Source organism: Caulobacter sp. (assembly GCF_049283275.1).
In the GTDB taxonomy this organism is placed as follows: domain Bacteria; phylum Pseudomonadota; class Alphaproteobacteria; order Caulobacterales; family Caulobacteraceae; genus Caulobacter.
Map to the genome: position 1 here is coordinate 1 of NZ_JBAPVS010000116.1, position 26975 is coordinate 26975.

General features: G+C 67.0%; 30 protein-coding genes and 1 pseudogene. 19 read left to right on the forward strand and 12 right to left on the reverse strand.

Going from position 1 to position 26975, the window contains the following annotated elements; translation table 11 throughout:
- The coding region (eutC, locus tag WAL33_RS05505; RefSeq protein WP_422179274.1) for an ethanolamine ammonia-lyase subunit EutC at nucleotides 1-784 on the forward strand (784 nt) is incomplete at its 5' end.
- On the opposite strand, the gene WAL33_RS05510 is transcribed toward eutC, so the two are convergent.
- The 3 genes from WAL33_RS05510 to WAL33_RS05520 all read right to left on the reverse strand — a co-directional run bounded on the left by WAL33_RS05510 (nucleotide 735) and on the right by WAL33_RS05520 (nucleotide 3809).
- Nucleotides 735-1718, reverse strand: a complete 984-nt coding sequence (locus WAL33_RS05510; RefSeq protein ID WP_422179276.1) for an AEC family transporter — start codon at nucleotides 1716-1718, stop codon at nucleotides 735-737. The two genes, eutC and WAL33_RS05510, sit on opposite strands and share 50 nt — an antisense overlap.
- A gap of 142 nt (nucleotides 1719-1860) precedes the next feature.
- Nucleotides 1861-2433: a DUF2939 domain-containing protein gene (locus WAL33_RS05515; RefSeq protein ID WP_422179278.1), complete on the reverse strand. Its 573-nt coding sequence runs from the start codon at nucleotides 2431-2433 to the stop codon at nucleotides 1861-1863.
- Nucleotides 2434-2594: 161 nt separating this feature from the next.
- Entirely contained in the window at nucleotides 2595-3809 is a 1215-nt protein-coding gene (locus WAL33_RS05520; protein ID WP_422179280.1) for an NADP-dependent isocitrate dehydrogenase, read from the reverse strand.
- A gap of 206 nt (nucleotides 3810-4015) precedes the next feature.
- On the opposite strand from WAL33_RS05520, the gene WAL33_RS05525 reads away from it, so the two are divergent.
- Nucleotides 4016-6541, forward strand: a complete 2526-nt coding sequence (locus tag WAL33_RS05525) for an ATP-binding protein (RefSeq protein WP_422179282.1) — start codon at nucleotides 4016-4018, stop codon at nucleotides 6539-6541.
- Here the strand turns inward: WAL33_RS05525 and WAL33_RS05530 are convergent.
- Nucleotides 6525-7541, reverse strand: a complete 1017-nt coding sequence (locus WAL33_RS05530) for a serine hydrolase (protein ID WP_422179284.1) — start codon at nucleotides 7539-7541, stop codon at nucleotides 6525-6527. The genes WAL33_RS05525 and WAL33_RS05530 overlap by 17 nt on opposite strands.
- Before the next feature lie 108 nt (nucleotides 7542-7649).
- Here WAL33_RS05530 and WAL33_RS05535 point away from each other — a divergent pair, with 108 nt between their 5' ends.
- From WAL33_RS05535 to WAL33_RS05590, 12 genes and pseudogenes are all read left to right on the forward strand, one after another.
- On the forward strand, nucleotides 7650-8447 hold the full coding sequence (locus WAL33_RS05535) for an RNA methyltransferase (protein WP_422179286.1): 798 nt from the start codon (nucleotides 7650-7652) through the stop codon (nucleotides 8445-8447).
- A gap of 67 nt (nucleotides 8448-8514) precedes the next feature.
- Nucleotides 8515-8928 (forward strand): host attachment protein, encoded by a 414-nt coding sequence (locus WAL33_RS05540; protein WP_422179288.1) that lies wholly within the window; start codon nucleotides 8515-8517, stop codon nucleotides 8926-8928.
- A 65-nt stretch (nucleotides 8929-8993) separates the two neighbouring features.
- Nucleotides 8994-10103, forward strand: coding sequence for an S-(hydroxymethyl)glutathione dehydrogenase/class III alcohol dehydrogenase (locus WAL33_RS05545; RefSeq protein WP_422179289.1), 1110 nt, complete (start codon nucleotides 8994-8996; stop codon nucleotides 10101-10103).
- Between the two features lie 6 nt (nucleotides 10104-10109).
- Nucleotides 10110-10234 (forward strand): annotated as a pseudogene (locus WAL33_RS05550) (hypothetical protein); the annotation flags it as partial.
- Between the two features lie 16 nt (nucleotides 10235-10250).
- On the forward strand, nucleotides 10251-11084 hold the full coding sequence (gene fghA / locus WAL33_RS05555; protein WP_422179291.1) for an S-formylglutathione hydrolase: 834 nt from the start codon (nucleotides 10251-10253) through the stop codon (nucleotides 11082-11084).
- 363 nt (nucleotides 11085-11447) lie between these two features.
- Complete coding sequence (locus WAL33_RS05560) at nucleotides 11448-11975, forward strand: transglutaminase-like cysteine peptidase (protein WP_422179293.1); 528 nt, start codon at nucleotides 11448-11450, stop codon at nucleotides 11973-11975.
- A 521-nt stretch (nucleotides 11976-12496) separates the two neighbouring features.
- Nucleotides 12497-13012, forward strand: a complete 516-nt coding sequence (locus tag WAL33_RS05565; RefSeq protein WP_422179294.1) for a transglutaminase-like cysteine peptidase — start codon at nucleotides 12497-12499, stop codon at nucleotides 13010-13012.
- A 194-nt stretch (nucleotides 13013-13206) separates the two neighbouring features.
- Entirely contained in the window at nucleotides 13207-13824 is a 618-nt protein-coding gene (rpsD, locus tag WAL33_RS05570; RefSeq protein ID WP_422179296.1) for a 30S ribosomal protein S4, read from the forward strand.
- Nucleotides 13825-14143: 319 nt separating this feature from the next.
- The gene (locus WAL33_RS05575) at nucleotides 14144-14446 is read left to right on the forward strand and encodes a zf-TFIIB domain-containing protein (RefSeq protein WP_422179298.1); all 303 of its coding nucleotides are present in this window, start codon (nucleotides 14144-14146) and stop codon (nucleotides 14444-14446) included.
- 15 nt (nucleotides 14447-14461) lie between these two features.
- Nucleotides 14462-15391 (forward strand): zinc metalloprotease HtpX, encoded by a 930-nt coding sequence (htpX, locus tag WAL33_RS05580; protein ID WP_422179300.1) that lies wholly within the window; start codon nucleotides 14462-14464, stop codon nucleotides 15389-15391.
- 99 nt (nucleotides 15392-15490) lie between these two features.
- Nucleotides 15491-15826, forward strand: a complete 336-nt coding sequence (locus tag WAL33_RS05585; RefSeq protein WP_422179302.1) for a hypothetical protein — start codon at nucleotides 15491-15493, stop codon at nucleotides 15824-15826.
- An 89-nt stretch (nucleotides 15827-15915) separates the two neighbouring features.
- Nucleotides 15916-16287, forward strand: a complete 372-nt coding sequence (locus WAL33_RS05590; RefSeq protein WP_422179304.1) for a hypothetical protein — start codon at nucleotides 15916-15918, stop codon at nucleotides 16285-16287.
- Between the two features lie 16 nt (nucleotides 16288-16303).
- Here the strand turns inward: WAL33_RS05590 and WAL33_RS05595 are convergent, their stop codons facing one another.
- From WAL33_RS05595 to WAL33_RS05605, 3 genes are all read right to left on the reverse strand, one after another.
- Complete coding sequence (locus WAL33_RS05595; protein ID WP_422179306.1) at nucleotides 16304-16723, reverse strand: acyl-CoA thioesterase; 420 nt, start codon at nucleotides 16721-16723, stop codon at nucleotides 16304-16306.
- Nucleotides 16720-17061, reverse strand: a complete 342-nt coding sequence (gene grxD, locus WAL33_RS05600; RefSeq protein WP_422179308.1) for a Grx4 family monothiol glutaredoxin — start codon at nucleotides 17059-17061, stop codon at nucleotides 16720-16722. The genes WAL33_RS05595 and grxD overlap by 4 nt, the downstream gene beginning before the upstream one ends.
- 106 nt (nucleotides 17062-17167) lie before the next feature.
- Nucleotides 17168-17404, reverse strand: coding sequence for a BolA/IbaG family iron-sulfur metabolism protein (locus WAL33_RS05605; protein ID WP_012287488.1), 237 nt, complete (start codon nucleotides 17402-17404; stop codon nucleotides 17168-17170).
- 206 nt (nucleotides 17405-17610) lie between these two features.
- Between WAL33_RS05605 and WAL33_RS05610 the strand changes: the two genes are divergently transcribed.
- On the forward strand, nucleotides 17611-18540 hold the full coding sequence (locus tag WAL33_RS05610; RefSeq protein WP_422179310.1) for a M20/M25/M40 family metallo-hydrolase: 930 nt from the start codon (nucleotides 17611-17613) through the stop codon (nucleotides 18538-18540).
- 3 nt (nucleotides 18541-18543) lie between these two features.
- Here WAL33_RS05610 and WAL33_RS05615 read toward each other — a convergent pair whose 3' ends face one another.
- Nucleotides 18544-18741, reverse strand: a complete 198-nt coding sequence (locus WAL33_RS05615) for a hypothetical protein (RefSeq protein ID WP_422179312.1) — start codon at nucleotides 18739-18741, stop codon at nucleotides 18544-18546.
- A gap of 112 nt (nucleotides 18742-18853) precedes the next feature.
- A complete protein-coding gene (locus WAL33_RS05620) occupies nucleotides 18854-19663 on the reverse strand; it encodes an SDR family NAD(P)-dependent oxidoreductase (protein WP_422179314.1) in 810 nt (269 codons plus the stop codon).
- A 153-nt stretch (nucleotides 19664-19816) separates the two neighbouring features.
- Between WAL33_RS05620 and WAL33_RS05625 the strand changes: the two genes are divergently transcribed.
- Nucleotides 19817-20293: a winged helix-turn-helix transcriptional regulator gene (locus WAL33_RS05625; RefSeq protein WP_422179316.1), complete on the forward strand. Its 477-nt coding sequence runs from the start codon at nucleotides 19817-19819 to the stop codon at nucleotides 20291-20293.
- 48 nt (nucleotides 20294-20341) lie between these two features.
- The gene (locus tag WAL33_RS05630) at nucleotides 20342-21106 is read left to right on the forward strand and encodes an alpha/beta fold hydrolase (protein WP_422179318.1); all 765 of its coding nucleotides are present in this window, start codon (nucleotides 20342-20344) and stop codon (nucleotides 21104-21106) included.
- Between the two features lie 116 nt (nucleotides 21107-21222).
- Here the strand turns inward: WAL33_RS05630 and WAL33_RS05635 are convergent, their stop codons facing one another.
- Nucleotides 21223-21579: a hypothetical protein gene (locus tag WAL33_RS05635; protein ID WP_422179320.1), complete on the reverse strand. Its 357-nt coding sequence runs from the start codon at nucleotides 21577-21579 to the stop codon at nucleotides 21223-21225.
- A gap of 89 nt (nucleotides 21580-21668) precedes the next feature.
- Complete coding sequence (purL, locus tag WAL33_RS05640) at nucleotides 21669-23879, reverse strand: phosphoribosylformylglycinamidine synthase subunit PurL (RefSeq protein WP_422179322.1); 2211 nt, start codon at nucleotides 23877-23879, stop codon at nucleotides 21669-21671.
- A gap of 101 nt (nucleotides 23880-23980) precedes the next feature.
- Between purL and WAL33_RS05645 the strand changes: the two genes are divergently transcribed.
- Entirely contained in the window at nucleotides 23981-24577 is a 597-nt protein-coding gene (locus WAL33_RS05645) for a peptidylprolyl isomerase (protein ID WP_422179323.1), read from the forward strand.
- Between the two features lie 84 nt (nucleotides 24578-24661).
- A complete protein-coding gene (locus WAL33_RS05650; protein WP_422179325.1) occupies nucleotides 24662-24826 on the forward strand; it encodes a hypothetical protein in 165 nt (54 codons plus the stop codon).
- A gap of 197 nt (nucleotides 24827-25023) precedes the next feature.
- On the opposite strand, the gene WAL33_RS05655 is transcribed toward WAL33_RS05650, so the two are convergent.
- Nucleotides 25024-26940: a CocE/NonD family hydrolase gene (locus tag WAL33_RS05655; protein ID WP_422179327.1), complete on the reverse strand. Its 1917-nt coding sequence runs from the start codon at nucleotides 26938-26940 to the stop codon at nucleotides 25024-25026.
- Nucleotides 26941-26975 lie beyond the last annotated feature (35 nt).

A 26975-nucleotide genomic window follows, 5' to 3' on the forward strand; every position in this document is an offset into this window, starting at 1 on the left:
TCCCTGGACGGCCCTGCGCCGCCACACCCCGGCCCGCATCGCCCTGGGGCGGACGGGATCCAGCCTGCCGACCGCCGAGGTGCTGGGCTTCGCCCTGGCCCACGCCCAGGCCCGCGACGCGGTCCACGCGCCGTTCGAGGCCGAGGCGACGGCGGCGGCGATCCAGGGCCTGGGGCTGGAGACGGCGGTCGTCGACAGCGCCGCGCCGGACCGGGCGTCCTATCTGCGCCGACCGGATCTGGGTCGAACCTTGTCGGAGGCCGGACGCGCCGCCCTGGTCGCTCGCAAGCCCAGGGCCTGCGACCTGGCGATCGTCATCGCCGACGGCCTGTCCAGCACCGCGGTTCACGCCCACGCCGCGCCGCTCGTCGAGGCGCTGCTGCCGATGGCTCGAGAGGCCGGCTGGCGTCTGGGTCCGGTGGTCATCGCCCGCCAGGCCCGCGTGGCGCTGGGCGACGTTGTCGGTGAACTGCTGGGCGCGCGGCTGGTGATCCTGCTGGTCGGCGAACGGCCGGGTCTGTCGTCACCCGACAGCCTGGGGGCCTATATCACCTTCGCGCCCAAGGTCGGGCGCAGCGACGCCGAGCGCAACTGCGTTTCGAACATTCGCGCCGAAGGGCTGAGCTATGACGCCGCGGCGTTCAAACTGGCCTGGCACGCCCGCGAGGCCCTGCGGCTGGGCCTGACCGGCGTGGGGCTGAAGGACGAGAGCGACACGGCGGCCCTGTCGGCGGTCACGCCCCCGCGTATCGTTCCAGCAGGATCGCGATCGCCGACAGGCTGACGCAGGAGACGGCGGTGGTCAGGGCCACGATCCGCGCCCCGCCTCGCTCGAACACGTTATAGGCCTTGGTCTGGATGAAGACGTTGACGGCCGTCGGGGTGGCGGCCAGCAGGGTCGCGCCCAGGCGGAAGGGCAGGGGTGCGTCCACCAGGCCGGTGGCGTACCAGGCCAGGGTCGGCATGAGGATCAGCTTGCCGACGGCGGCGACCAGGATCGGCCCCCAGCGGGGCGTGGGCGACGGCTCCTCGTCGGTGGGCTCGCAGGGCACGCCGGCCGCCGGCAGGCCGGTCAAGCCCAGGGCGACGCCCAGCGCGACCAGGGCCACGGGACTGCCGGAAGCGGCGGCGGCGCCCACCGCCCGATCGATCACACCGGGCAGGGATAGTCCCAGCAGGGCCATGGCCGAGCCGGTCATGGCCGCCAGCACGATCGGATTGCGCAGGGCCTGCATCAGCGAGCGCCAGGTCGACCGGCCGCCGGCCCAGCCCAGCAGGCCCACGCCGATGGCCGCCACGACCACGAAATCCACGGCGACCGCGCCGGCTGACAGGCGCGCGGCCTCGGGGCCCAGCACGGCCGCTGCGATCGGCAGGCCCAGGAACGCGCTGTTGCCCAGACTGGCCGACAGGGATCCGCCGGCCCTTTCCTCGCGTGTCCAGCGCAGGGCGATTCCGATGGCGGCCATCAAGGCCACGACCAGCAGGGCGCAGGCGCCGTAAGCCGCCAGGCCCAGGGCCAGGGCGCGATCAGGCGCGCCGACCCTCGACAGCGAGTGCACCAGCAGGGCGGGAAAGCCGATCCAGTAGACATAGCTCGACAGCCCCGCCGACATCCTGGCGTCGAACAAGCGCAACCGAGCCAGGGTCACGCCCGCCGCGACCAGCAGGAAAAAGGGCACGACCCGCTGCGGCACGTCGAGCAAGAGAGGGGTCAAGGCGCCACCAGGAGCTGGGACGACGATAAGCGCGGCGTCCAACGGAATTGAAGCCCGACAAGGAGTCGGGGCCGAAACAAGGCAAGGCTCGATACCATCAGCGACGGCGGGCGGTCCAGCGGCGCTCGATGCGCCGGCCGGCTCAGCGCTCGTCCGCAGGCAGGCGGATATGCACCAGCCGCCAGGTGAACAGCTTGTCGCGGCGGAAGGTGAAGACCGTCGTCTTGGGCGGCTGGCCCGGGCGCTTGACCGAAATGCGCGCCCGGTTGGGATCCCAATAGGCGATGGTCGCGTGCGGGCCGGCCACGGCGGCCTTGGCCTTGTCCATCGCCGTGGCCTTGGCTAGCGGGGCCGGCGCCGCGCCCGGCGCATAGCCTCGGGTCAAGGCCGACAGGCCCGAGACCGTCAGGTAGCGGTCGACCTTGGGTTCGGGCGGGGCGATCGGTCCGATGGCCCGCCTGAAGACGCTCATGGGGTCGCGCCAGATCGAGGGCGGTTCGGCCGGAGCGGCGGCGGCCGGGGTCTCGTTCAGCTCGGCGGTCAGGCTCCTGCGCACCGCCGGGAAGTCGACCAGTTCGCCGATCGCCTGGGCGTCCTCGTATTGGGCGGCGGCCTTCAGGGCGCGAAAGGCGAACCAGGGGGCGGTGGCGAAGAGGGTGGCGAAGACGAAGATCGCCAGAACCACCAGGTCCCACAGTCGCTTCTGAACGGTCATCGCCGCTCCCGCGCGAAGAAGATCAAGGTTCGCATAGACACCCTAATCCCCGCCGCGCCGCAAGGTTTCCCGCGTGACGAGGACATGGGGCCGACCCGGGAACGCAAACGCCTCTCCCTTGCGGGAGAGGCGCTCGCTGTCTTCGAAAAGGAGAGACGGTGCTAGGCCGCCATCGCCTTCTTCAGGTTCTCGTCGATCTTGTCGAGGAAGCCTTCGGTGGTCAGCCACGACTGCTTGTCGCCGACCAGAAGGGCCAGGTCCTTGGTCATGAAGCCGCTCTCGACGGTGTCGACGCAGACCTTCTCCAGGGTGTGGGCGAAGTCGGCCAGCGCCTGGTTGTCGTCCAGCTTGGCGCGGTGCGCCAGGCCACGGGTCCAGGCGAAGATCGAGGCGATCGAGTTGGTCGAGGTGCTCTCGCCCTTCTGGTGCTGGCGATAGTGGCGGGTCACGGTGCCGTGGGCGGCCTCGGCTTCCACCGTCTTGCCGTCCGGGGTCATCAGCACCGAGGTCATCAGGCCCAGCGAGCCGAAGCCCTGCGCCACGATGTCGGACTGCACGTCGCCGTCGTAGTTCTTGCAGGCCCAGACGTAGCCGCCCGACCACTTCAGGGCCGAGGCGACCATGTCGTCGATCAGGCGGTGCTCGTAGTGGATGCCGGCGGCCTTGAACTTGTCGGCGTATTCGGCGTCGAAGATTTCCTGGAAGATGTCCTTGAAGCGGCCGTCATAGGCTTTCAGGATGGTGTTCTTCGTCGACAGATAGACCGGATAGCCGCGGCCCAGGCCGTAGGCGAACGAGGCGTGGGCGAAGTCGCGGATCGACTCGTCGAGGTTGTACATGCCCATGGCCACGCCGGCGCCGGGGGCCTGGTAGATCTCGTGCTCGATGACCGCGCCGTCCTCGCCGACGAACTTCATCGTCAGGACGCCCTTGCCCGGGAACAGGAAGTCGGTGGCCTTGTACTGGTCGCCGAACGCGTGGCGGCCGACGATGATCGGCTGGGTCCAGCCCGGCACCAGGCGCGGCACGTTCTGGCAGATGATCGGCTCGCGGAAGATCACGCCGCCCAGGATGTTGCGGATCGTGCCGTTCGGCGACTTCCACATCTTCTTCAGATTGAACTCGGTGACGCGTTGCTCATCGGGCGTGATGGTCGCGCACTTCACGGCCACGCCGTGCTTCTTGGTCGCCTCGGCCGCGTCGATGGTGACCTGATCGTTGGTGGCGTCGCGGTTCTCGATGCTGAGGTCGAAATAGTCGAGCTCCAGGTCCAGGTACGGGAAGATCAGCTTATCCTTGATGAGCTTCCAGATGATCCGGGTCATTTCATCGCCGTCCATATCGACGACAGGGTTGGCGACTTTAATCTTGGCCATTGCGGGGTCTTTCCTCTCGCGGTGGCGCGCCTGTGACTCTTTGGCGCACAGGGCCTGGGAGCGGCGCGGACGGCGTGCCTATAGACTGTTGCGGGCCGGGGGGAAAGCCGAGGTCGGCCTGAAGCCGCGGTGAAGCCGTTTTCGCAGGCTAAGTCTTTGATCCGCGTGTAAATCCTTGTTGAGGGTTCTTGGGGTACAAACGGGGCGTGAAGAAGCGTGGAGCCATAGCCGACGTCACTTCGCCTCTCGCGCGGCGGCTGCTGGCGATCGTCGCGATCCTGTCCATAGCGGTGACAGGCCTGGCCACGGTCGTGACCTTCGTCTTCGTGCAGCAGGCCGCCATTGACGCTCAGGTGCGTCATTTGGCCGAATACGCCGCCGAGCGGGTCAAGACCGAGGACCGATTGTTCTCGGACCTGGTGAAGGTGCACGAGGCGGCTTCCGATTCCCTGGCCCGTCGCCTGGCGGTGATTGATCCCGCCACCGTGGACCGCGAGTTCGACGCCCAATTCCCCAAGTTGGGAGACGGCACGCGGCGTACGTCCGACCTCCTCTATGACGGCGGGATGGTCGCCGGCGACTATACCTACGGGGTCGGCGGCTACCTCCGCGACGCCGACAAGCTGACCCAGCGACAAAAGGCGCTGTTCCTGGCCGCCGTTCAGGTCGTCTCGCACACCGGCGAGGCCGAGCTGAACCGTTACGACAATTTCTACTTCTTCACGCCCGACACCCGGCTGGTGATGTTCGCGCCGCGCCGCCCGGACCGCCTGACCTATTATCGCCACCGCGCCCCGCCGACCTTTGACGTCAGCGGCGAGGAGATGACCCTGCTGACGCAGGCGCAACAGAACCCGAAGCGGGTGATGAAGTGCACCAAGCTGCGCAAGCTGCTGTCAGATCCCAGCGGCCGGGGCCTCAACTCGGCCTGCATGACGCCGTTCGACTATGGCGGCGAGCAGTTGGGCGCCTGGGGCACCAGCCTGTCGCTCGACTCCTATCTGCTGCGGGCGGTCGAGGACGCCCTGCCGGGCGGGCGCAACATGATCGTCTCGTCGGACGGCGAGCTGATCGCCGCCCCGGGGCTGGCCAAGAACGGCGTCGTCGACGCCCAGACCCTGGTGCGGGTCCAGACCCAGGAGGGCGTCGCCGACGTCGTCCGCAAGATCCGCACGGGCGGCGGCGACGTCGGCGCCTTGCGCCATGGCGACCAGGTCATCGCCTATGGCAGGCTCAAGGAGCCCGACTGGTATTTCCTGATGAGCTTTCCGCTCGACAATCTGGTGTGGTCGGCGGTCAAGACGGCCTCATGGGTGCTGCTGTTCGGCGTGCTGGGGGTGATCGTCCAAGGGGCGCTGCTCTACCGAGTGATGCGCCACACCGTCGAGCGGCCGCTGCGGGTGCTGGCCGAAGCTCACCGGACCGGCGCCGTCGACCAAGCCGAGCCCATCGAGGACCGCGCCGACGAGATCGGCGCCCTGGCCCGCACCCTGCGCAGCCAGCGCGACCGCAATATCGAGCTGTTGCGCTCGCTGGAGGAGCGGGTCGCCGAGCGCACGGACGAGCTGGAGCGCGCCAACCAGGCCAAGTCGATGTTCCTGGCCAACATGTCCCACGAGCTCCGCACCCCGCTGAACGGCGTCATCGCCATCGGCGATCGCCTGGCCGAAGAGACCGATCCCGAGCGCCGGCGGGAGCTGGCCGCCCTGGTGACCTCGTCGGGTCGGCTGCTGGAGCATGTGCTCAGCGACATCCTTGATGTCTCCAAGATCGAGGCGGGCCAGTTCCAGCTGACCCCGGCGCCGTTCGACCTGGCCACCGTGGTCGGCGGTGTCGCCGAACTGCATCGCGCTTCGGCGCAGGCCAAGGGTCTGGACTTCAAATGGTCGATCCAGCCCGGCGTCCCGGGCAGCTATCTGGGCGACGCCGGGCGCATCAGCCAGATCCTCAACAACCTGCTGGCCAACGCCGTCAAGTTCACCTCCATCGGCGAGATCGCGTTGAGCGTCGAGCGCGCGGACAGCGGGCTCAGCTTCATCGTCAGCGACACGGGCGTCGGCTTCGACGACACCGTGCGCCGGCGCCTGTTCAAACGCTTTGTCCAGGCCGACCAGTCGATCACCCGCCAGTTCGGCGGCACGGGCCTTGGCTTGTCGATCTGCTCGGCGCTGGTCGACATGATGGGCGGTCGCATCGACGCCCGCGCCGTGCTGGGTCGCGGGGCGACCTTCCAAGTCGATCTGCCGCTGGAGCGCGTCCGCGCCGTCGAGGACGAGGTTCTGGACGACGAGGAAGAGATCTCGCTGGAAGGCCTGCGGGTGCTGGTCGCTGAGGACCACCCCACCAACCGGAAGGTGGTCGAGGTCATCCTGGGGCCGTTCGACTTGGCCCTGACCATGGTCGAGGACGGGCAGGCGGCGCTGGACGCTTTCACGCCCGGCGCGTTCGACGCGATCCTGATGGACATGCAGATGCCGGTGATGGACGGCCTGACCGCCACCCGCATGATCCGCGAACGCGAAGCCGCGGCCGGCGTCCAGCCATGCCTGCTGATCATGCTGACCGCCAACGCCATGGAAGAGCACGTCTCGGCCTCCAAGGCCGTCGGCGCCGACCTCCACCTGACCAAGCCCGTACGCCCGGCGCAGCTGCTGGAGGCCTTGGCGCGGGCGCGGATGACCCGCGGAACCACGACGTCAGCGCTGCGGGCTAAGGCTATTTCGCCGCCTTGATCACCGCACGGCCAACGTCGGCGATCGCCTCTTCCTGCTCGGCGATCGTCAAGGGCGAGCCCGACACGAAGGCGACAACCGCGAACTTGCGGCCGTCCTTGAGGGTGTAGACGCCGATGTCGTTGACCACGGGCGTGAAGCCCTGATCGGTGCGGGCAGTGGCGGGCACATGGTTCAAGCGGGCGCCTTTGGGCAGGGCGGCGCGCAGGCGACCGGTCCCGCCCCCGACCTGGCCGACGATCCGGCCGAGTAAGCCCAGCGAGTCCGGCTCGAGCAGCTCGGCCTGGTTCACGGCTTCCAGGAACCGCAGGAAACCCAAGGGGGTGGCGGTGTCCCGGGGGTCGGTCAGATAGGCGCGGATCGCGCGATGGCGCTCGGTGAGCGGGACCTTGTCGAGGGCGGTGCGATAGGCGGCCTCGCCTTTCCAGCCGGCCCTGAACGAAGCCAGACCCAAGCTGTCGGGCTGCAGCTGGCGCTGGTAGCGGTCGATGTCCAGGGCGTTGACCTTGCGGCCTTGCAACCAGGCGGTGACCGCACCGGGGCCGCCGATCCGCTTCATCAGCACGTCGGCGGCGGTGTTGTCGCCCTCGATGATCGCGCGCTCCAGCAGGTCTTGGACGGTGTAGGTCGCGGGTCCCGACCAGGCGTCGGCGATGCCGCTGGGCGGCGGGGAGAGGTCGACGTCTTCGATCAGCACGACATCGTCCAGCCGCAGACGCTTGGCTTCGACCTCGGCCATCACCGCCGCGCCCAGCGGGGCCGTGAACACCCCCTGCAGCGGGAAGCGCTTGTCGCCGTTGAACGAGATGATCTGGCCGGTGCCCAGGTCCTCGACGGCCACGCCCAGACGGCCCGGCGCGACGCGGTCGGCGATGGGCTGGAAGTTGGCCTCCATCTTCTGGCGGTCGAACAGCGGGTCGGTCTGGCCCAGCATCGGCGGCTCGCCGCAGCCGGCCAGCGCCAGGGTCAGAACAAGGGCGGCGGCATGTCGGAACATCATGACGGGGGCGGTCTCGATTAGCTTTAGCGAACGCTGGACTGTCGCTAAACGCATGAACCGCCATTGTGGGGCTTGCACCGCGCGGCGGTCCGGCGGCAAAGGGTGGCGATGACTTCGAAGTTTCCCCCGCCTTGCGTGATCCTCAACCATCCGCAGATGGCCGAAAACATCGGCGCGGTCGCCCGCGTGATGGCTAATTTCGGCCTGGCCGACCTGCGTCTGGTCAAGCCGCGCGACGGTTGGCCCCAGGAGCGCGCCTGGCCCAGCGCCTCGGGCGCCAACTGGCCGCTCGACAACGCCAAGGTGTTCGACACCCTGGCCGAAGCGATCGCCGACCTGAAGCTGGTGTTCGCCACCACAGCCCGCCCGCGTGAGACCCGCCTGCCGATCTATACCCCTCGTGAAGCCGCCGCCCACCTGGCGACCGACGTCGCCCAGGGCTTCGCCGTGGGCCTGCTGTTCGGCGGCGAACGGGCCGGGCTGGAGACCGACGACATCGCCCTGTGCCAGGCCATCGTCTCGATCCCGATCGACGAGCGTTTCCGGTCGTTGAACCTGGCCCAGGCGGTGTCGATCAACGCCTACGAGTGGAAGATGACGGTCGACGACCGCCCCTGGTCGCGGTTCGAATACAACGTCGCCGAGCCTGCCGACCAGTCCAGCCTGCTGGGCCTCTATGGTCAGCTGGAGGACGAGCTGGAGAAGGCGGGCTTCTACCATCCGCCCGAGAAGAAGCCGTCGATGGTCCGCAACCTGCGCGCCCCGCTGGCCCGGGCCCGGCTGACCGAGCAGGAGGTCCGCACCTTCCGCGGCGTGGTCACCGCCCTGTCGAAGGGACGAGGTCGGGTGCTGGCCAAGCTGGCCGAGCAGAAAGCCAAGAAGGCCGCCGATCCGCCGGCGGATTGATCGACATCATAGCGGCGGGTCTGGAGCGGGCGCATCGGTGCGGGGTCAACCGCGATGGAGTTTCGCCATGATCCCCGATGCAAGCACCCTGGTGGTGGTCGCCGACGGCCACCGGGCCCGTCTTCTGGAACAGGCGCGGCTGGACGGCCCGCTGCACGACCGCCCCGAATGGCTGGCCGGTCTCAAGGAGCGCCATCCGCATTCAAGCGGCCCGGTGCCGCATGAAGGCGACCCCCACGACCGCGCCGAGCGCGCCTTCGTCAAGGATCTGGCCCACAAGCTGGAGGAGGTGGCTCACGCCCACAGCTTCGACCAACTGATCCTGGTCGCTCCGCCGCGGGCCCTGGGCCATCTGCGCGAAGCCCTGTCCAAGGGCCTGGCCGCCAAGGTTGTGGGCTCGGATCCGCACGAACGGGTCGACGCCACGATCATGACCCTGACCGACGTGGTCCACGCCATCCGCAACCACACGACGGCCTAGGGGCTCGACCCGGCGGGCGGTCGGCGGCAGATTGGCCGCCGACTCGCCCTTCCGGAGATCCGCCCATGAAAACCCGCGCCGCCGTCGCCTTCGCCGCCAAACAGCCGCTGGAGATCGTCGAGGTCGACCTGGAGGGTCCCAAGGCCGGCGAGGTGCTGATCGAGATCAAGGCCACCGGCGTCTGTCACACCGACGCCTACACCCTGGACGGGCTGGACAGCGAGGGGCTGTTCCCCTCGATCCTGGGCCACGAGGGCGCGGGCGTGGTGGTCGAGGTCGGCCCCGGCGTCACCAGCCTGGCGGTCGGCGACCACGTGATCCCGCTCTACACGCCCGAATGCCGCCAGTGCAAAAGCTGCCTTTCAGGCAAGACCAACCTGTGCACGGCGATCCGCGCCACCCAGGGCAAGGGACTGATGCCCGATGGCACCAGCCGCTTCTCCTACAAGGGCCAGACCATCCACCACTACATGGGCTGCTCGACCTTCTCGAACTTCACGGTCCTGCCCGAGATCGCGGTGGCGAGGATCCGCAAGGACGCGCCGTTCAAAAGCGCCTGCTATTGCGGCTGCGGCGTCACCACGGGCGTGGGCGCGGCGATCAACACCGCCAAGGTCAAGCCCGGCGACAATGTCATCGTCTTCGGTCTGGGCGGCATCGGCCTGAACGTGCTGCAGGGCGCCCGGCTGGCCGGCGCCAACATGATCGTCGGTGTCGACATCAATCCCGCCCGCGAGGAATGGGGCCGCAAGTTCGGCATGACCCACTTCGTCAATCCCAAGACCATCGACGGCGACATCGTCGCCCATCTGGTGGCCCTGACCGACGGCGGCGCCGATTTCACCTTCGACGCCACCGGCAACACCACGGTGATGCGCCAGGCGCTTGAGGCCTGCCATCGCGGCTGGGGCGAAAGCATCATCATCGGCGTGGCCGAGGCGGGGAAAGAGATCTCGACCCGTCCGTTCCAGCTGGTCACCGGCCGGGTCTGGCGGGGCACCGCCTTCGGCGGCGCGCGCGGCCGCACCGACACGCCGAAGATCGTCGACTGGTACATGGACGGCAAGATCCAGATCGACCCGATGATCACCCACGTCCTGCCGCTGGAGCGCATCAACGAGGCGTTCGACCTGATGCACGCCGGCGAGAGCATCCGGACCGTGGTGACGTTCTAAGTCTTCATCCTTCTCTCCTTGCGGGAGAAGGTGTCGCCGCAGGCGACGGATGAGGGGTTGCGCGGACGGTTCTGAGAGACCCCTCATCTGACCTGCTCCGCAGGCCACCTTCCCCCGCAAGGGGAGAAGGATCGTTGGAGTTGACCCATGACCGTCGAAATCACCGCCACCCACCGCACCCAGGACGGAACTCTGCGCTACTGCCGCCACGCCAGCGCCAGCACCGGCACGCCGATGAGGTTCACGATCTGGACGCCGGACGGGGAGGGGCCGTTCCCCTATCTCGTCTGGCTGTCGGGCCTGACCTGCACCGAGGACAACTTCACCACCAAGTCCGGCGTCTATGCCTGGGCCGCCCAGCACGGGATCGCCATCGTCGCGCCCGACACCTCGCCGCGCGGAGAGGGCGTCGCTGACGATCCGGCCTACGACCTGGGGCAGGGAGCGGGGTTCTATGTCGACGCCACCCAGGCCCCGTGGGCGCCGCACTTCAAGATGTATTCCTATGTCACCCAGGACCTGCTGGAGGCTGTCGACGGCGCCTTTCCATTGGATCCGGTCCGGCGAGGGATCTTCGGCCATTCGATGGGCGGCCACGGGGCCCTGACCATCGCCCTGCGCAACCCGGACCTGTTCAAGTCGGTCAGCGCCTTCTCGCCGATCGTCTCGCCGTTGAACTGCCCTTGGGGCGACAAGGCGATGACCGCCTATTTGGGCGCCGACCGCGCCGACTGGCGGGCCCACGACGCTACCGCCCTGATCGAGGATGGGGCGGGCGAAAGCTTCGACGAGATCCTGATCGACCAGGGCTTGGCCGACAGCTTCCTGGAAGGCCAACTGAAGCCCGAATTGATCGAGGCCGCCGCCGCCAAGGTCGGCCGCAAGGTCACCGTCCGTCGCCAGGCAGGCTACGACCACAGCTACTTCTTCATCGCCAGCTTCATCGGCGAGCATGTGGCCTGGCACGCGGCCAGGCTTTAGGGCGCGCGCACCTCGCCAGCCTTTCCAGAAACTGTCGAGCCTTGATGGCTGAGCTGGCAAGAATAGGCCCAAGATTGGTCAATGATTGTGCATCGTGCTAGTATTTTGACGCCTGAAATGGTTTGTATATGTGCGAAATTATTGGGTAATTACGGCTAAGGTTGCTGGAAACTCCACAACTTAACTATTTGCCTTTAATATAACACATCGCGTCGTGAGTGTTGCCGTATCGAGGTGACACGCAATGCTGATTTTCAGGGTTACCGTGCGTGGTGTCAGACTGAATGTTCCATGGAACAATCAGGCTCTGACTGGCGCGATTGATCGCGATTGCTTCGACGGCGGCATGTCGCCGAGGCGTCGGTGGCGGCCGTGACGTTGCGCAAGGCTTTCCTGTTCGGCGCCGGCTTCGGAGCGCTGTGCGGATTCCTGGCGGCCGCCTACGTGGTCGGTTCCAGCGCCCGGGCGCGGGCGGCCCGCTGCGCGGCCCTGAGCGGCGAGGCGCAGCTGCAATGCGTCACCCGCGAAACCAACAAGGCCATCGTGGTCACCAACGATCTGGACCACTACGGGGTCGACGACGTCTGGGTCGAGAACCCCGCCGACGGCAAGGGCGATTGCGAGGACTTCGCCCTGACCAAGGCTCGTGTCCTCCAGCAACTGGGGTGGAGCGCGTCGCGCATGAACCTGGCCGTATTCGGGTATGGAAAGCAGGCCCATGCCGTGCTGGTGATCGACAACACCTATGTCCTGGACAATCTGTCGCCTTGGGTTGGACGCTGGAAGGGCTACAGCCCCAGGGCCATGGGTGTTTATCCGATCGAGGTGGCGCGGTCGCTGTCGCGGTTCACACCGGGCCTGATGAACACGGCCGTCGCGGCGGCCCGTTAGCGGAGGCTGGCGCCGGCCGTCCGCGCGATCGGCTCTCGGATTCGACGGCAGGCGGCCATGGCGCCCTGTCCCGGCTGCTGACTGAGCGCGTTTCCAATCCACACAAGTCCCGGAAAATACACATTAAATCTGCCTGTATTCTAATGGTGTATAGGTGCATTGTAAGTTCCGTTACTATGAACCGTTGTTCATATTGAGCGGCGATGTGAAAATAATACTCACAATATCTAGATATAAAACAAATCATGGAACTATTTTAAAGGTCATAAATAGATATAAAAACTGAACTAATTCATGATATTGCTAAATAAATCACTTCAATTCTTTAGCTTAACCATTGGTCTCTAACTGAACACATAGAAATGCGAATGTTATCTCAACGAGGTAACAAATATGACCTGCGGAAATGAAGAATTACAGGAATTCATATCGAACATTAGATCGAATCTCTCGACTATAATTCAAGAAAGCGAACGTCTTCATTCTGGATATGTTGGGTCTCTGAGTCCCCGGTGGAGGTCTTGAAGCTTCGTGGCGCTTTCCTGATCGGGATGGCGTTCGGCGTGATGTGCGGCCTGTTCTCGGCGGCCTATGTGATGAGCTCGAGCGCCCAGGCGCTGACGAGCAGCTGCGGAGCCCGGGTGGGCGAGGCGCAACTGCTGTGCGTCACCCGCGAAACCAACAAGGCCATCGTGGCCACCGATGATTTCGACCACTACGGGATCGCCGACGTCTGGGTCGAGGATCCCGTCGACGGCAAGGGCGATTGCGAGGATTTCGTGCTGACCAAGGCGCGGGTGCTGCAACAGCTGGGCTGGAAGCCGTCGCGCATGCAGCTTGCCGTGTTCGGATACGGCAAGCAGGCCCATGCCGTGCTGCTGATCGACGACAAATACGTACTCGACAACCTGACGCCTTGGGTCGGACGTTGGAAAGGCTATGGCCCCAGGGCGATAGGCGTCTATCCGATCGAGGTGGCGCGTTCGCTCCCACGGTTCACGCCTGGTCTGATGACCGCGTCCATCGCGGCCGGATAGCCGATCGCTATCGCCGGGAGTCGATCGCCGCGCTGTGCTGATTGACTCACCGACCACCCTCCGTCATAAACCGCCCCTTCTCGCCGCCGGCTTGCCGGACGGCGCGAAAAACGCATGACGGACTGACCCGAAGCCGCCGTTGAGATCGCACCCTTCCGAGGGCGCCGGCCCGGATCGAGCTAAAAGAGTGACTTATGTCCAAGCGCCATAGCGCCAAGTACAAGATCGATCGCCGCATGGGCGAAAACCTCTGGGGCCGGCCCAAGTCGCCGGTGAACCAGCGGTCCTACGGCCCCGGCCAGCACGGCCAGCGCCGCAAGCAGAAAGTCTCGGACTTCGGCCTGCAGCTGCGCGCCAAGCAAAAGCTGAAGGGCTACTACGGCAACCTGACCGAGAAGCAATTCTCGCGCACCTATGAAGAAGCCGCGCGCCGCAAGGGCAACACGGCTGAAAACCTGGTGGGTCTGTTGGAATCGCGCCTGGACGCCATCGTCTACCGCGCCAAGTTCGTCCCGACCGTGTTCGCCGCCCGCCAGTTCGTGAACCACGGCCACGTGACCGTGAACGGCAAGCGCGTCAACATCGCCAGCTACCGCGTCAAGATCGGCGACGTCGTCGCCGTTCGCGAAAAGTCGCGCAACATGGCGCTGGTTCTGGAAGCCGTGGCCTCGGCCGAACGTGACTTCTGCGAATACATCACCGTCGACGCCAAGGGCCTGTCGGCCACCTACGTGCGCGTGCCGGAACTGTCGGAAGTGCCGTATCCGGTGAAGATGGAACCGAACCTCGTCGTCGAATTCTACGCTTCGTAAGCTCGACCTCGAAGACGATCGGAAAGGCCCCGGAGAAATCCGGGGCCTTTTTCGTTATTCCTCCCCCTCTGGGGGAGGTGGCCGAAGGGCAGGAGGGGGCGCGCCGCCTGCGAGAAGAATTTCTGCGCGCGGCCCTTGAACCGCCACAGTGACCTCCTAATTCTCAAGAGCGGGCCGGGCCCCTCTGGCGAGTGATGCAAGCACTCGTGATGTCGGACCGCATCGGGTGTTCTCGATGTCTGGGTCCGGTTGTCCCCCTCCCTCCACCGCCGGCTCAGCTTCGAGGGCACCCGTCCATCAACAGGACAGGGACCGCCCGATGCCGCTTCTGATGTGCCCCAATTGCGACGCCTCCATGCAGGCCGTGCAGCGCGCCAGCGTCGAGTTCGACATGTGCCCCCAATGCCGGGGCGTGTGGCTGGACCGCGGCGAGCTGGAGAAGCTGATGGCCATGGAGCGGGGCGACCCCCAGGTCTCGACGCCGCGCCTGCCCGACTACGAACGGCCCCGCGAGCGTTCCGACCATCGCCCCGACTATCGTCACGACGACGAGCGCCGCCACCACGGCCAGGGCCACTACGGCAAGAAGAAACGTTTCGACCTGTTCGATATCTTCGACTGATCCCAAGCTAGAGCCATGAACCACATCAAGACCTTCGTTCTGCTGGCCGGCCTGACGGCGTTGTTCGTCGGGGCCGGCTATATGATCGGCGGCCCGACCGGCATGCTGATCGCCCTGGTGTTCGCCGTGGGCATGAACCTGTTTTCCTACTGGAACGCCGACAAGATCGTGTTGCGCCTGTACGGCGCCGTCGAGGTCGACGCCGGCCATTCCGAGCCATTGGTCCGCGCCTATGTCGCCGACATCGAGGACCTGGCCCGCCGGGCCGGTCTGCCCCGTCCGCGCATCACGGTGATCGACAGCGAGCAGCCCAACGCCTTCGCCACGGGCCGCGATCCCGCCCACGCCGCCGTGGCCGCCAGTACGGGCCTGCTGCGCCTGTTGGACCGCGACGAGATCCGCGGCGTCATGGCCCACGAGCTGGCGCACGTGAAGAACCGCGACACCCTGACCATGACCGTGACGGCCACCATCGCCGGCGCGATCTCGGCCCTGGCCAATTTCGCGTTCTTCTTCGGGGGCTCGCGCGACGACGACGAGCGTCCGGGCGGGCTGATCGGGACCATCGCCCTGGCCATACTGGCGCCGATCGCCGCCATGCTGGTGCAGATGGCCATCAGCCGCTCTCGCGAATACGAGGCCGACCGCATCGGCGCCGAGATCGCCGGGGACGGTCGGGCCCTGGCCCGGGCGCTGGAGAAGATCGAAGCCTATGCCCGCAGCGGCGCGGTCAATCACGAGGCCGAGCGCAACCCGGCCACGGCGCACCTGTTCATCATCAACCCGTTGGCGGGCAAGGGGGCCGACAATCTGTTCTCGACCCACCCGGCCACCCACAACCGGGTCGAGGCCCTGCTGCGGTTGGGTGTCAGCCAGGCCACGCGGGGGCGGCTGGGCACGGCTGTGCCGGTCGGCGATGGCCGTCGCGTGGGGCCGTGGAGCTGAATATCGCGACAAACCGTCGCCCCGGCCCCGCTTTCTCCCGGCCTTAACCCCGCGAAAAGGCCCTCGCGCTATCACGTTGAAACGCCTGGGGGAAAAGCCATGACCATGACACTCGAAAAGACCACCGGCATCGTCGGCCTGCTGGAGGCCCTGTCAGCCGAGATGTCGATCGCCGCGGTGTCGTGCGGCCATCTGGACAGCGCGCTCGGCCAGCTCCTTGAGCACGTGCCGATGGAGGCGCGGATGGAGGTGATGCAGGAACTGCACATGGTCGACATGCTGGCCCAGCACATCACCGCCATCACCGACTTCACCGCCGGTCTGGCCTCGTCGATGGCCGCCGAGGGCGCGCCCGACATAGACACGGCCCTGTCGCGCATCACCTTGGGCGATGTGGCCGCGCGCCTGCGCGAAACCCTGGATAAGGCCGCTTAGGGCGTTCGGCGCAAAGGCCGTTGCGCGTGGCCGGGCCACAGGCAAACTAGGGCGGAGTTTCCCTTCGCCTAGGCGCGCCAAGGACCTGCATGACCTTCGATCGACGCCGACTGCTGGCCGCCGGGCTGCTCCTGGCCTTGGGCGGCTGCGTGGGGCGCGGCGGGGTGACCTTGGTGTCCGGCGGGCGCGGCGCTCCGGCGGAGCTTGAGGCCTTGAGCGCCCTCGAGGCTGACGCGACGGGGCTGACCCTGGGGGTGGCGTCCACCGGCTGTACGACCCGGGACGATTTCGCCTTCTATGTCGATCGGTCGGGGCCCCAGCCGGCGGTGGCCTTCGCGCGCAAGCGGCTGGATCTCTGCCGACGCGCCCGGACCACCACGACCGTGCGTTTCAGCTATCGGGAGCTGGGCATAGCAGGGCGGGGACGGCTTGCCGTGCTCAATCCGGTGACGCCGCGCTGAGCTGCAACGCCGTGCGTCACCTCTTGGGCGTGAACCGTTCGATCATCCAGGGCAGCACGCGCGCCGGGCGCTTGGCGGCGACGTCGATCAGCACCCAGTCGGTGCGGCTCTGGGCGCACATCTCGCCGTCGGGGCCGTCGATGCGGAAGAATCGCTCGAAGCGCGGGCCCTTCAGTTCGCCCACCCAAGTGTAGCCGGTGGCGATCTCGTTGGGCAGCAGTTCGCGGCGGTAGTCGATCTCGTGGCGGCGGGCCACCCAGCTCCACGGGGCCCGTTCCTCGGGCGTGGCCCAGGCGTCCCAGTGCGCGATGGCCAGGTCCTGGCCCCAGGCCAGATAGACCACGTTGTTGACGTGGCCGTTGGCGTCGATCTCCGACGCCTTCGGTTCGAAGGTCAGCTTGAAGGCGTCGCCCGGTGGGACGAAGACGCGGCTCAAGCTTCGATCAGGCCCTGCTCGGCCAGCAGGGTCTTCAGCTCGCCCGACTGGAACATCTCGCGGACGATGTCGCTGCCGCCGATGAACTCGCCCTTGACGTAGAGCTGGGGAATGGTCGGCCAGTCGGTGAAGGTCTTCACGCCGGCGCGCAGGTCGTCGTCCTGCAGCACGTCGACGCCGACGAACGACACGCCCAGGTGATCGAGGATCTGGACGGTGACCGACGAGAAGCCGCAGCGCGGCTGGTCCGGCACGCCCTTCATGAACAGGACCACGGGGTTTTCGGCCACGGTCTTGGCGATGAAGTCGAGGGCGGGGGAGGAAGCGACGTCGGTCATGGAAGAAATCCTTGGGCGTAGGCTCTCAGCTAGGCGCCGCGCCCCTCCGGGTCAAGTCTCGGGGCCTGCTTACGGGCTCGGGCGCGACGCTTTGCCCGAGCGGGGCCTATTCCGTTGGCGCGGCGGTTTCGAGGGCCAGGGCGTGCAACGCCCCGCCCAGCACGTCGGCCAGGGCGCGGTTGACCATCTGGTGCTGCTTGACCCGGTTCAGGCCGCGGAAGGCGGGCGAGACGATCCGCGCCTTGTAGTGGTCGCCGTCGCCGGCCAGGTCGGTCAGCACGATCTCAGCGTCGGGAAAGGCGTCGTGCAGGCGCGCTTCGAGGTCGGGGAAGGACATGGGCACGGCGATGGACTCCGAATCTTTCGACCTTGGATATGCGCTGAAAGCTTAAGAACGGACATACGGGAAAATGCCCGCAGGCGCTGGAACGTTGCTTCTTGTGGCCGCCAGGTCGCTCAAACCGCCCCGTCGCCCTGTGAAAATGACGATGAATTCATTGCAAAATCCAGGCGGCGCACGCCATGAAGGTCGGATCAACGGGGTTCCGCATGCGTCTTCTCTTGGTTTCCGCCGCCCTCGCGTTCGCCTTCGCGGCTCCCGCCCACGCCGCGCCGAAACCCGGCGCCCATGCCCTGGATGATGTGCGCATCCTGTCGGCCGACGACATGGAGGGGCGGGGCGTCGGCACGCCGGGCGGGGCCAAGGCGCGGGCCTATATCGTCAAGCGCTTCGGCCAGATCGGGCTCCGCCCCCAGGGCGCGTCGTTCGAGCGGCCGTTCACCTTCAAGCCCAAGACGTTCGGCAAGGACGTCACCGGCGTGAATCTGGTGGCGCGGATCCAGGGCACGTCCAGTTCGGACAAGGTGCTGGTGGTCTCGGCCCACTACGACCATCTGGGGGTCCGCAAGGGCCAGGTCTATAACGGGGCCGACGACAACGCCTCGGGGATCGCCGGCCTGCTGGCCGTGGCCGAGGCGTTCAAAGTCAAGCCGCCGCGCCACACCGTGCTGATCGTCGCCTTCGACGGCGAGGAAAGCGGGCTGAAGGGCGCCAAGGCCTTCGTCGCCGACCCGCCCGTGCCGTTGGCGACCATCGGGATGAACGTCAATTTCGACATGATCAGCAAGAACGCCAAGAACCAGCTCTATGTCAGCGGGGCGGGCCCGCAGCCGTGGCTGAAGCCGGTGCTGGAGGGCGTGGCCAAAGCCGCCTCGGTCAAGCTGCTGCTGGGCCACGACACCGACGCCCAGGGCAAGGAGAACAACTGGACCGCCCAGTCGGACCAGGGTCCGTTCGCCGAAGCCGGCCTGCCCTGGGTCTATTTCGGCGTCGAGGACCATCCCGAATACCACCAACCCACCGACGACTTCGCCACCGTGCCGCAGGACTTCTTCAGGCGCGCGGTGGCCACCGTGGTCACCGCGACCCGGGCGCTGGATGATGATCTGGACGGGCTGAACAGGGCGGCGGGGCGGTAGGGATCACCCCGCGCTCTCTTCCTCCTCCGCCTCGTCCTCTTCCAATCCGAACACCTCGTCGATGACCTCGACGATCTCCTCCAGGTCGTCCAGCGTGACACGCAGCTTCAGGGTCTGCTCGTCGTCGCCGGTGACGGTCAGGAAGATCCCCTCGGCGGTTTCCTCGAGAATGAACTCATCCAGGTTCGGAATGGCGGCCATGTCGGTCTCCTCGGTTGGCGGACAAGCGACCGGGAACGGCGTTCGTTCCCGGTCGCTTTCGTCGTCACGCGATAGATAGTGTCGCGATGCGCAAAAGTCGTGACGGCTTCCCTTAAGCGGAAACAGCCGTTCGGTAGCGCTCGGCCGAACGGTTGCGCGACAGGTTCGGCAGCAGCTTGGTCCGAGCCGCGTCATAGGCCGCGAAATCGGCCGGATCGGGCAAGGACGGGATGGTGATCAGTTCACCCTGATGGAAGCCGGCCAGGGCCGCGTCGACCAGGTCGTCGACCTCCATCAGCATGTTCGGGTCCAGCGACTCCGCGCCGCCGCTGCCCGAGCGGTCCCAGATCTCGGTGCGGGTCGCCCCCGGCAGCACCGCCTGCAGCTGGATGTTGGGGCTCAGCTGCAGGCGCAGGGTCTGGGTGAAGTAGGTCACATAGGCCTTGGTCGCGCCGTACACGGCCATCTGCAGCTCGGGGGCCAGGCCGACCACGGACGAGATGTTGACGATCGCGCCGCGGTCGCGGGCCGCGAAGGCCTTGGCGGCGGCGTGGGCCAGGCGGGTCACCGAGACGATATTCAGCTGGATCATGCTTTCGACCCGCTCCACGTCCTGCTCGACGAAGGGGCCGGACAGGGCGACGCCGGCGTTGTTGATCAGGATGTCGATCGCGGCGTCGTCGGCCAGCCGGGCCTCGACCTTGGCCAGGTCGGCCTTCTGGGTCAGGTCGGCGGTGATGATGTCGATCTTCACGCCGGTGGCGGCCTTCAGCTTGGCGGCCAGGGCTTGCAGCCGCGCGGTGTCGCGAGCCACCAGCACCAGGTCATGGCCGGCGCGGGCTAGGCGATCGGCATAGGTGGCGCCGATGCCGGAGGAGGCGCCGGTGATCAGGGCCGCGCCGCGAATGTCTTGCTTGCTCATTGTCTTCTCGTCCTTGCTGGCGGGCCCCGTGGTCCGTCGTGAGGCTGAAATGGTTAGTAACTTTCAAAACGCAAGTGACTAACTTTCGATTTGCTAGCGATCCCCTATATTAGGGCCATGACCCGACGCGCCTTCGATCCTGGACAATGCCCCGTGGGCCGCACGCTGGAGCGCGTGGGCGACACCTGGAGCCTGATGATCCTGCGCGACGCGCTGCAGGGCGTGTCGAAATTCGACCAGTTCCAGAAGAGCCTGGGCGTGGCGCCCAACATCCTGACCCAGCGGCTGGCCGCCCTGGTCGAGGCCGGGTTCCTGGAGCGCCGGCCCTATCAGGACCGTCCGGTGCGCCATGAGTATGTGCCGACCGACCTGGGACGTGACTTCGCGCCTGTGCTGACCGCTCTGATGGCGTTCGGCAATCGTCACTTCGCGGCAGAGGGCATAGCCAGCCACATGGTCGAGGCCGCCACTGGTCTGCCGGCCGAGCCGGTGGTGGTCGATCGCCGCACGGGCAAGCCGATCGGCGCGCCCGACTACATCTACGCCGCCGGCCCGGCCGCTGGCCTCGAGGTGCTGGCCCGGGTGGCGCTGTTGGCAGAGAAGCGTGGCGCGCGGTTGGGCGAGGTCTGAGCCGACCTGTGTTAGGCTCCCGCGGTCTTGGCGTCAGGAGGCTTAAACGTGATCGATCGGCGCGCTCTCATCTCGGGTTTGGCGGCGGGGACAGCGATCCTGGCGAGACCCGGACCGACGCTGGCGCAAAGCGGCGAGATTCGGAACGTCGTGCTCGTCCACGGCCTGTTCGCGGACGGTTCGTGCTGGTCCGAGGTCATCGCCCGTCTCCAGGCGGCGGGCCTCAACGCCACGGCCGTGCAAAACCCGCTGACGACCCTGGACGATGCGGTCGCCGCCACGCAAAGGGTGTTGGCGCGCCAGGACGGACCGACCGTACTGGTGGGCCATTCCTTCGCCGGGATGATCGTCACCGAGGTCGGTGTCGATCCGAAGGTCGCCACCTTGGTCTATGTGGCGGCCCGAGCCCCGGACGCCGGAGAAGATTACACGGCGCTGGCCAAGACCTTCCCCGCCCCGCCCGCCAGCGCGGGCATCGTCTTCGACGGTGATGAGGGACGGTTGAGCGAGGCGGCGTTCCTGCGCGACTTCGCCGGCGACCTGCCGCCCGCCAAGGCCAAGGTGCTCTACGCGGTTCAGGAGCCCTTCAACAGGGCCCTGCTCACGGGCAAGACCACCCACGCCGCCTGGCGTTCCAAGCCCAGCTTCTACGCCGTCTCGACCGAGGACCGGACGATCAATCCCGACCTCCAGCGTTTTATGGCCAAGCGGATGGGCGCCGAGACGATCGAGATCAAGTCCAGCCACCTGTCACTGATCTCGCATCCCGACACGGTGGCCAAGCTGATCCTGAAAGCGGCCGGGCGCCGCTGACACGCATCGACGCTCGACGCCGCGAGGCGTGGGCGCCAGGGAGCGAAGGCGAGCAAGCTCGAAATCATGCCCGCGCCGTCGCCGTTTCACCTAGGGCCGTGGCGTCCTGGCCGAGCCTAGTCGACGCAGATCGCGCCGGTGGCCTTGCCGTTCACGATCTTGGCGTAGCAGCCGAACTGGACGTTGGTCTTCTGGCACTGGCCGGTGGTGGCGCCCTGGGCTTCGAGGTTGCCCTCGGCGATGCAGGCGCCCTGGCAGTCGGCCTTGTCCGAGCAGGTCTTGCCGGCGTCGGCATAGGGCACGACGCAGGTCGGGCGCTGCATCCGGCCGACCGGTTGCATGGTTCCGCCTCGCGTGGAGCAAGTGGCCTCTTCGCTTTGAGCGGTTTGGGTCGGGCCCGGCGAGGCGGGCGCGCAGGCGGCCAGCAGCGACAGGGTCAGGCTCGCCACGGCGAGTATCGAGAACTTACGCATGCCAAACTCCTAGAAGGCGGGACGGAGCCGCATCGCGCGACGCGGCTTGGTTCCGGTCTGTGCGGTGCGTCTGTGTCCGCCAGATGACGTCAGACGGCGCCCATGAAACCCGGCAGCCAGGCCTCGTGGGCCGTGCGCAGGGTTTCGAGCGGGATGCTGAAAAGGTCGGTCGAGGCGAAAGCGTTCCCGCCCGCCACCCCGGCCACGATGGCGTGGACGCCGGCGTCCTTGGCCGCCGCCAGCACCGCGTCCGGATCGGGGGTGGCCACCAGGTAGCGGGCCTGGTCCTCGCCAAACAGGTAGGGATGGGCGTGGGCTTGGCTGGTGGCGTTCAGGGTGACGCCGACCTTGCTGGCCAGGGCGATGTCGGCCGCGGCGATCAGCAGGCCGCCGTCCGACAGGTCATGCAGGCCCGCGACCAGGCCGGTCGGGATCAGGCCGCGCACGAAGTCGCCGTTCTTGCGCTCGACGGCCAGGTCGACCGGCGGCGGGGCGCCGTCCTCGCGGCCCAGGATTTCGCGCAGATAGATCGAGGCGCCCAGTTCGCCGTGGGTCTCGCCGATCAGCACCAGGGTGTCGCCCTCGGCCACGTTGCCGAAGCCCATGCGCAGATCGTAGTCGTCGATCAGGCCCACGGCGCCGACCGTGGGGGTCGGCGGAATGGCGACGCCGTTGGTCTCGTTGTAGAGGCTGACATTCCCCGACACGACTGGGAAGTCCAGCGCCCGGCAGGCCTCGGCCATGCCGTCGGTGGCGCGGACGATCTGGCCCATGGTCTCGGGCTTTTCGGGGCTGCCGAAGTTGAGGTTGTCGGTGATGGCGATCGGCGTCGAGCCGGCGGCCGTCAAGTTGCGCCAGGCCTCGGCCACGGCCTGCTTGCCGCCTTCGTACGGGTCGTTCTGGACATAGCGCGGGGTGACGTCGCTGGTCACGGCGATAGCCTTGCCCTTGCCGTGGATGCGCACGATGCCGGCGTCGCAGCCGGTGGCGCTGTCTTCCAGGGTGTCGGCCATCACGTGGCGGTCGTACTGCTCCCACAGCCAGCGCTTGGAGGCCATGTCTGGGCTGCCGACCACCTTCAGAACGGCCGCGTTCCAGTCGGTGGGGGCGGCGATCTTGCCCGGGTCGAGGTGGGGATGCAGCGTCGGCTGGACCCAAGGACGGTCATACAGCGGCGCGTCGTCGAACAGCGGGGCCAGCGGCACGTCGCCGACCGTCTCGCCATGGTGCTTGAGCACCAGACGCCCGGTGTCGGTGGTGTAGCCGATGACGGCGGCGTCCAGGCCCCACTTCTCGAAGATGGCGTGGCCTTCCTGCTCGCGGCCGGGCTTCAGCACCGCCAGCATGCGCTCCTGGCTTTCCGAGAGCATCATCTCGTAAGCGCTCATGCCGGTTTCGCGCTGGGGCACCATGTCCATGTTCAGCTCGATGCCGACCCCGCCCTTGCCGGCCATCTCGACCGACGAGGAGGTGAGGCCCGCCGCGCCCATGTCCTGGATGGCGGCGACCGCGCCGGTGGCCATCAACTCCAGGGTGGCTTCGATCAGCAGCTTCTCGGCGAAGGGGTCGCCGACCTGCACGGTCGGGCGCTTCTCCTCGGAGTCTTCCGAGAACTCGGCCGATGACATGGTCGCGCCGTGGATGCCGTCGCGGCCGGTCTTGGAGCCGAAATAGACCACCGCCAGACCCGCGCCGGGCGCGGCCGAGTAGAAGATCTTGTCGGCGTCGGCCAGGCCCACGCACATGGCGTTGACCAGGATGTTGCCGTTGTAGCCCTTGTGGAAGTTGGTCTCGCCCGCGACCGTGGGCACGCCCACGCAGTTGCCGTAGCCGGCGATGCCGGCGACGACGCCGTCGACCAGGCGCTTGGTCTTGGGATGGTCGGGCTCGCCGAAGCGCAGGGCGTTCAGCAGGGCGATCGGCCGCGCGCCCATGGTGAAGACGTCGCGCATGATGCCGCCCACGCCCGTCGCCGCGCCCTGGTAGGGCTCGATGTAGGAAGGGTGGTTATGGCTCTCCATCTTGAAGATGATGGCGTCGCCGTCGCCGATGTCGATCACGCCGGCGTTCTCGCCGGGGCCGCAGATCACCCGCGGACCGGTGATCGGGAATTTCTTCAGCTGGTTCTTGGAGGACTTGTACGAGCAGTGCTCGGACCACATCACCGAGAACACCCCCAGCTCGACCAGATTGGGCTCTCGGCCCAGGCGGTCGAGGACGACGCCGTACTCCTCCGCGTTGAGGCCAAATTCACGGGCCGTGTCGGCCATGGACTTCGTGGGGGAGGGCGAGGTGCTCATGGGCGGGCCTTCTAGCGCGGCCAGGGGGATTCCGCTAGATTTCCCGCCTGAGGCTTTGTCTAAAATGACCGCTTCTCGAATGCCTGGAAGCGAGCCGCCCCATGATCACCCGCCGCCACGTCCTCGCACTCGTCGCCGCCCTGCCGCTGACCGCCGCCGGCCCCGCGCCTGTCCGGGTGCGGATGGTCACCGAGCTGGGGCCGATCGTCATCGAACTCTATCCCGACAAGGCGCCGATCACCGTGGCCAATTTCCTGGCCTATGCCGATCAGCACCTGCTGGACGGCGGAACCTTCTATCGAACCGTCTCGCCCAAGAACGACAACAACCCCGCCACCATCAGCGTCATCCAGGGCGGGCTGAACCGCGACGACAGCCCGCTGCCGGCGATCGCCCACGAGACAACCAAGGCGACGAGGATCCTGCATACCGACGGGGTGATCTCGATGGCGCGCGGGGCGCCGGGCACGGCGGGGTCGGAGATCTTCATCTGCATCGGCGACAATCCGGCCCTGGATTTCGGCGGCGCCCGCAACAAGGACGGCCAGGGTTTCGCGGCGTTCGGCAAGGTGGTCGAGGGCATGGACGTGGTCCGCAAGATCCACGACGCGCCCACCGTCATCAAGGCCGACGATCCCTACATGAAGGGGCAGATCATCGAAAATCCGGTGAAGATTCAAAAGCTAAGCCGGAACTAAGGCAGCTTGGCCAAGGGAACAGGGTGAATCCCGAGCCGTTCTTTCACCGTGCGCAACTTGGCGCGCTGTACAAGGAGAACGCTCATGGGCGACCAAACCCGTAATCCCCAACAGCAGCAGAACGACCCGCAGCGACAGTCCCCCGGACAGCAGCAGCAGCAGGGCGACAAGAGCCGCGAGCCGCAGAACGAACAGGGCCGCAACCCCGGCGGCCAGGCCGACCAGGCGGACCAGCGGAAGGACCGCTGACGATCACCCCGCTCCGTGAATGAAGGAAGGGCCGGAGGCGAAAGCCTCCGGCCCTTTTCGTGCTGTGGCCACTTGCCCCCTACGGGTCGCTTCGCGACCGTCTTCCCCCAGAGGGGGAAGAGGAGCCCGCGCGGCGTCCTCCGCCCCTATGGGGGCGGACAGACCGCGAAGCGGTCAGGTGGGGGCAAGTGCGCGCCCTACTGCGCCACCACCGGCAGCTCGATAAAGCTGGCCGTATCCCCCGCGTGATAGACTCGCTGCGTGGCCTTCACGTAATCCGCCGGTTTGGCGAAGAAGATGTTGGGCACGAAGGTCTGCGGGTTGCGGTCGTACAGCGGGAACCAGCTGGACTGCACCTGCACCATGATGCGGTGGCCCGGCTGGAAGGTGTAGTTCGCGGTGGGCAGGATGAACTGGTACTTCAACGGCGCATTGGCCTTCAGCGCCTTGGGCGCGCTGAAGCTTTCGCGATAGCGGCCGCGGAAGATGTCCATGCCCACGGCCAACTGATAGCCGCCCAGTTCGGGCTGGCTGGGGACCTCGTCGGGGAAGACGTCGATCAGCTTGACCACCCAGTCGGCGTCGCTGCCGCTGGTCGAGGCCGTCAGGTTGACCTTCGGCACGCCGGCGATCTTCAGCGGCGCGGTCAGGGGCTCGGACACGTAGCTGAGCACGTCGGTGCGATCGGCCACCGCGCGTTGATCGGTCAGCAGCCAGGGCGTCCAACGGTCGCGCTCACCGAACTTCATCGGACGCGGGATGTAGGGCACCGGCTTGGCCGGGTCGGAGACGTATTCGTCATAGGCCGCCGCGCCCTTGGCCGGCGCGGGGGCGCTGAACGACAGGCCGCCCTTCTCGGTCAGGTACAGCGGCTTGTTTCCACCCTGGGGCCAGGACTTGTAGCGATCCCAGTGGTTCTGGCCCGGATCGTAGATCAGCACCGGCGGGGTGTCGGCCTTGGGCGCGCCGTCCTTCAGATACTGGTTGAAGAACGGCAGCAGCACGTCGCGGCGGAACTGCAGGGCGGTGTCGCCGTCCCACTTGAAAGCGCCCAGGCTGGAGCCGTCGTAATTGACCTGGCTGTGCCGCCAGGGACCCAGCACCAAGTAGCTCTTGTCGTTCGCGGCGTCCTTGGGCTCGGTGGCGGCGTAGGCGTGCACCGCGCCCCACATGTCCTCCTGGTCCCACAGGCCCTGGATCCACATGGTCGGCACCTTGAGCGGCTGCTCGGCCATGGTCTTGTCCAGCGCCTGCTCGCTCCAGAACGGCGTGTAGGCGGCGTTCTCGGTCATCTTCTTCCACCAGGGCAGGCTGTCCAGCCCATTGGCCTTGGCGTAGTCGCCCGCCGAGCCGGCGCGGCGGAAGTTTTCATAGTCGTCGGGGCTGCGGCGCACGACGCCGTCGCCGGCCCCGCGCTTGGTGGTCTGGCCGACGAAATAGTCGAAGTTCACCTGCCGGAACGCGCCGAAGTGGAACCAGTCGTCGCCCATCCAACCGTCGACCATGGGGCTCATCGGCGCGGCCACCTTCAGGGCCGGGTGCGGGTTCACCAGCGCCATCACCACGGTGAAGCCCTCGTAGGACGAGCCCAGCATGCCGACCTTGCCGTTGCTCTCGGGCACGTTCTTGGTCAGCCACTCGATGGTGTCGTAGGCGTCGGTGGCGTGATCGACCTCGCTATTGTTGAGCGGCCCCTTCAGCGGGCGGGTCATCACATAGTCGCCTTCCGAGCCGTACTTGCCGCGGATGTCCTGGAAGACGCGGATATAGCCGTCCTTGACGAACACCTCGTCGCCCTGCGGTAGGGCGGCCAGCATGCTGGCGCTCTCGTTACGGGCGGCGCGCTTGGCAGCGTTGTAGGGGGTGCGAGTCAGCAGGATCGGGGCGTTCTTGGCGCCCTTGGGCACGACGATCACGGTGTAGAGCTTCGTCCCGTCGCGCATCGGAACCATGATCACACGCTTGTCGTAGTCATAGCCGACCTTGGGCGCGACGTACTTGCCGTCGATGTCCGGCGTCAGGGCCGGGGTCTGGGCCTGCACGGCGGCGGCGGTGAAGGCAGTGAGGGCGGCGGCCGTCAGCAAGGTGGCGCGGAGGGTGGACGCAAGATTCATCGAAAAGCTCCCCAATGGTGAGGGCACCTTAGGAG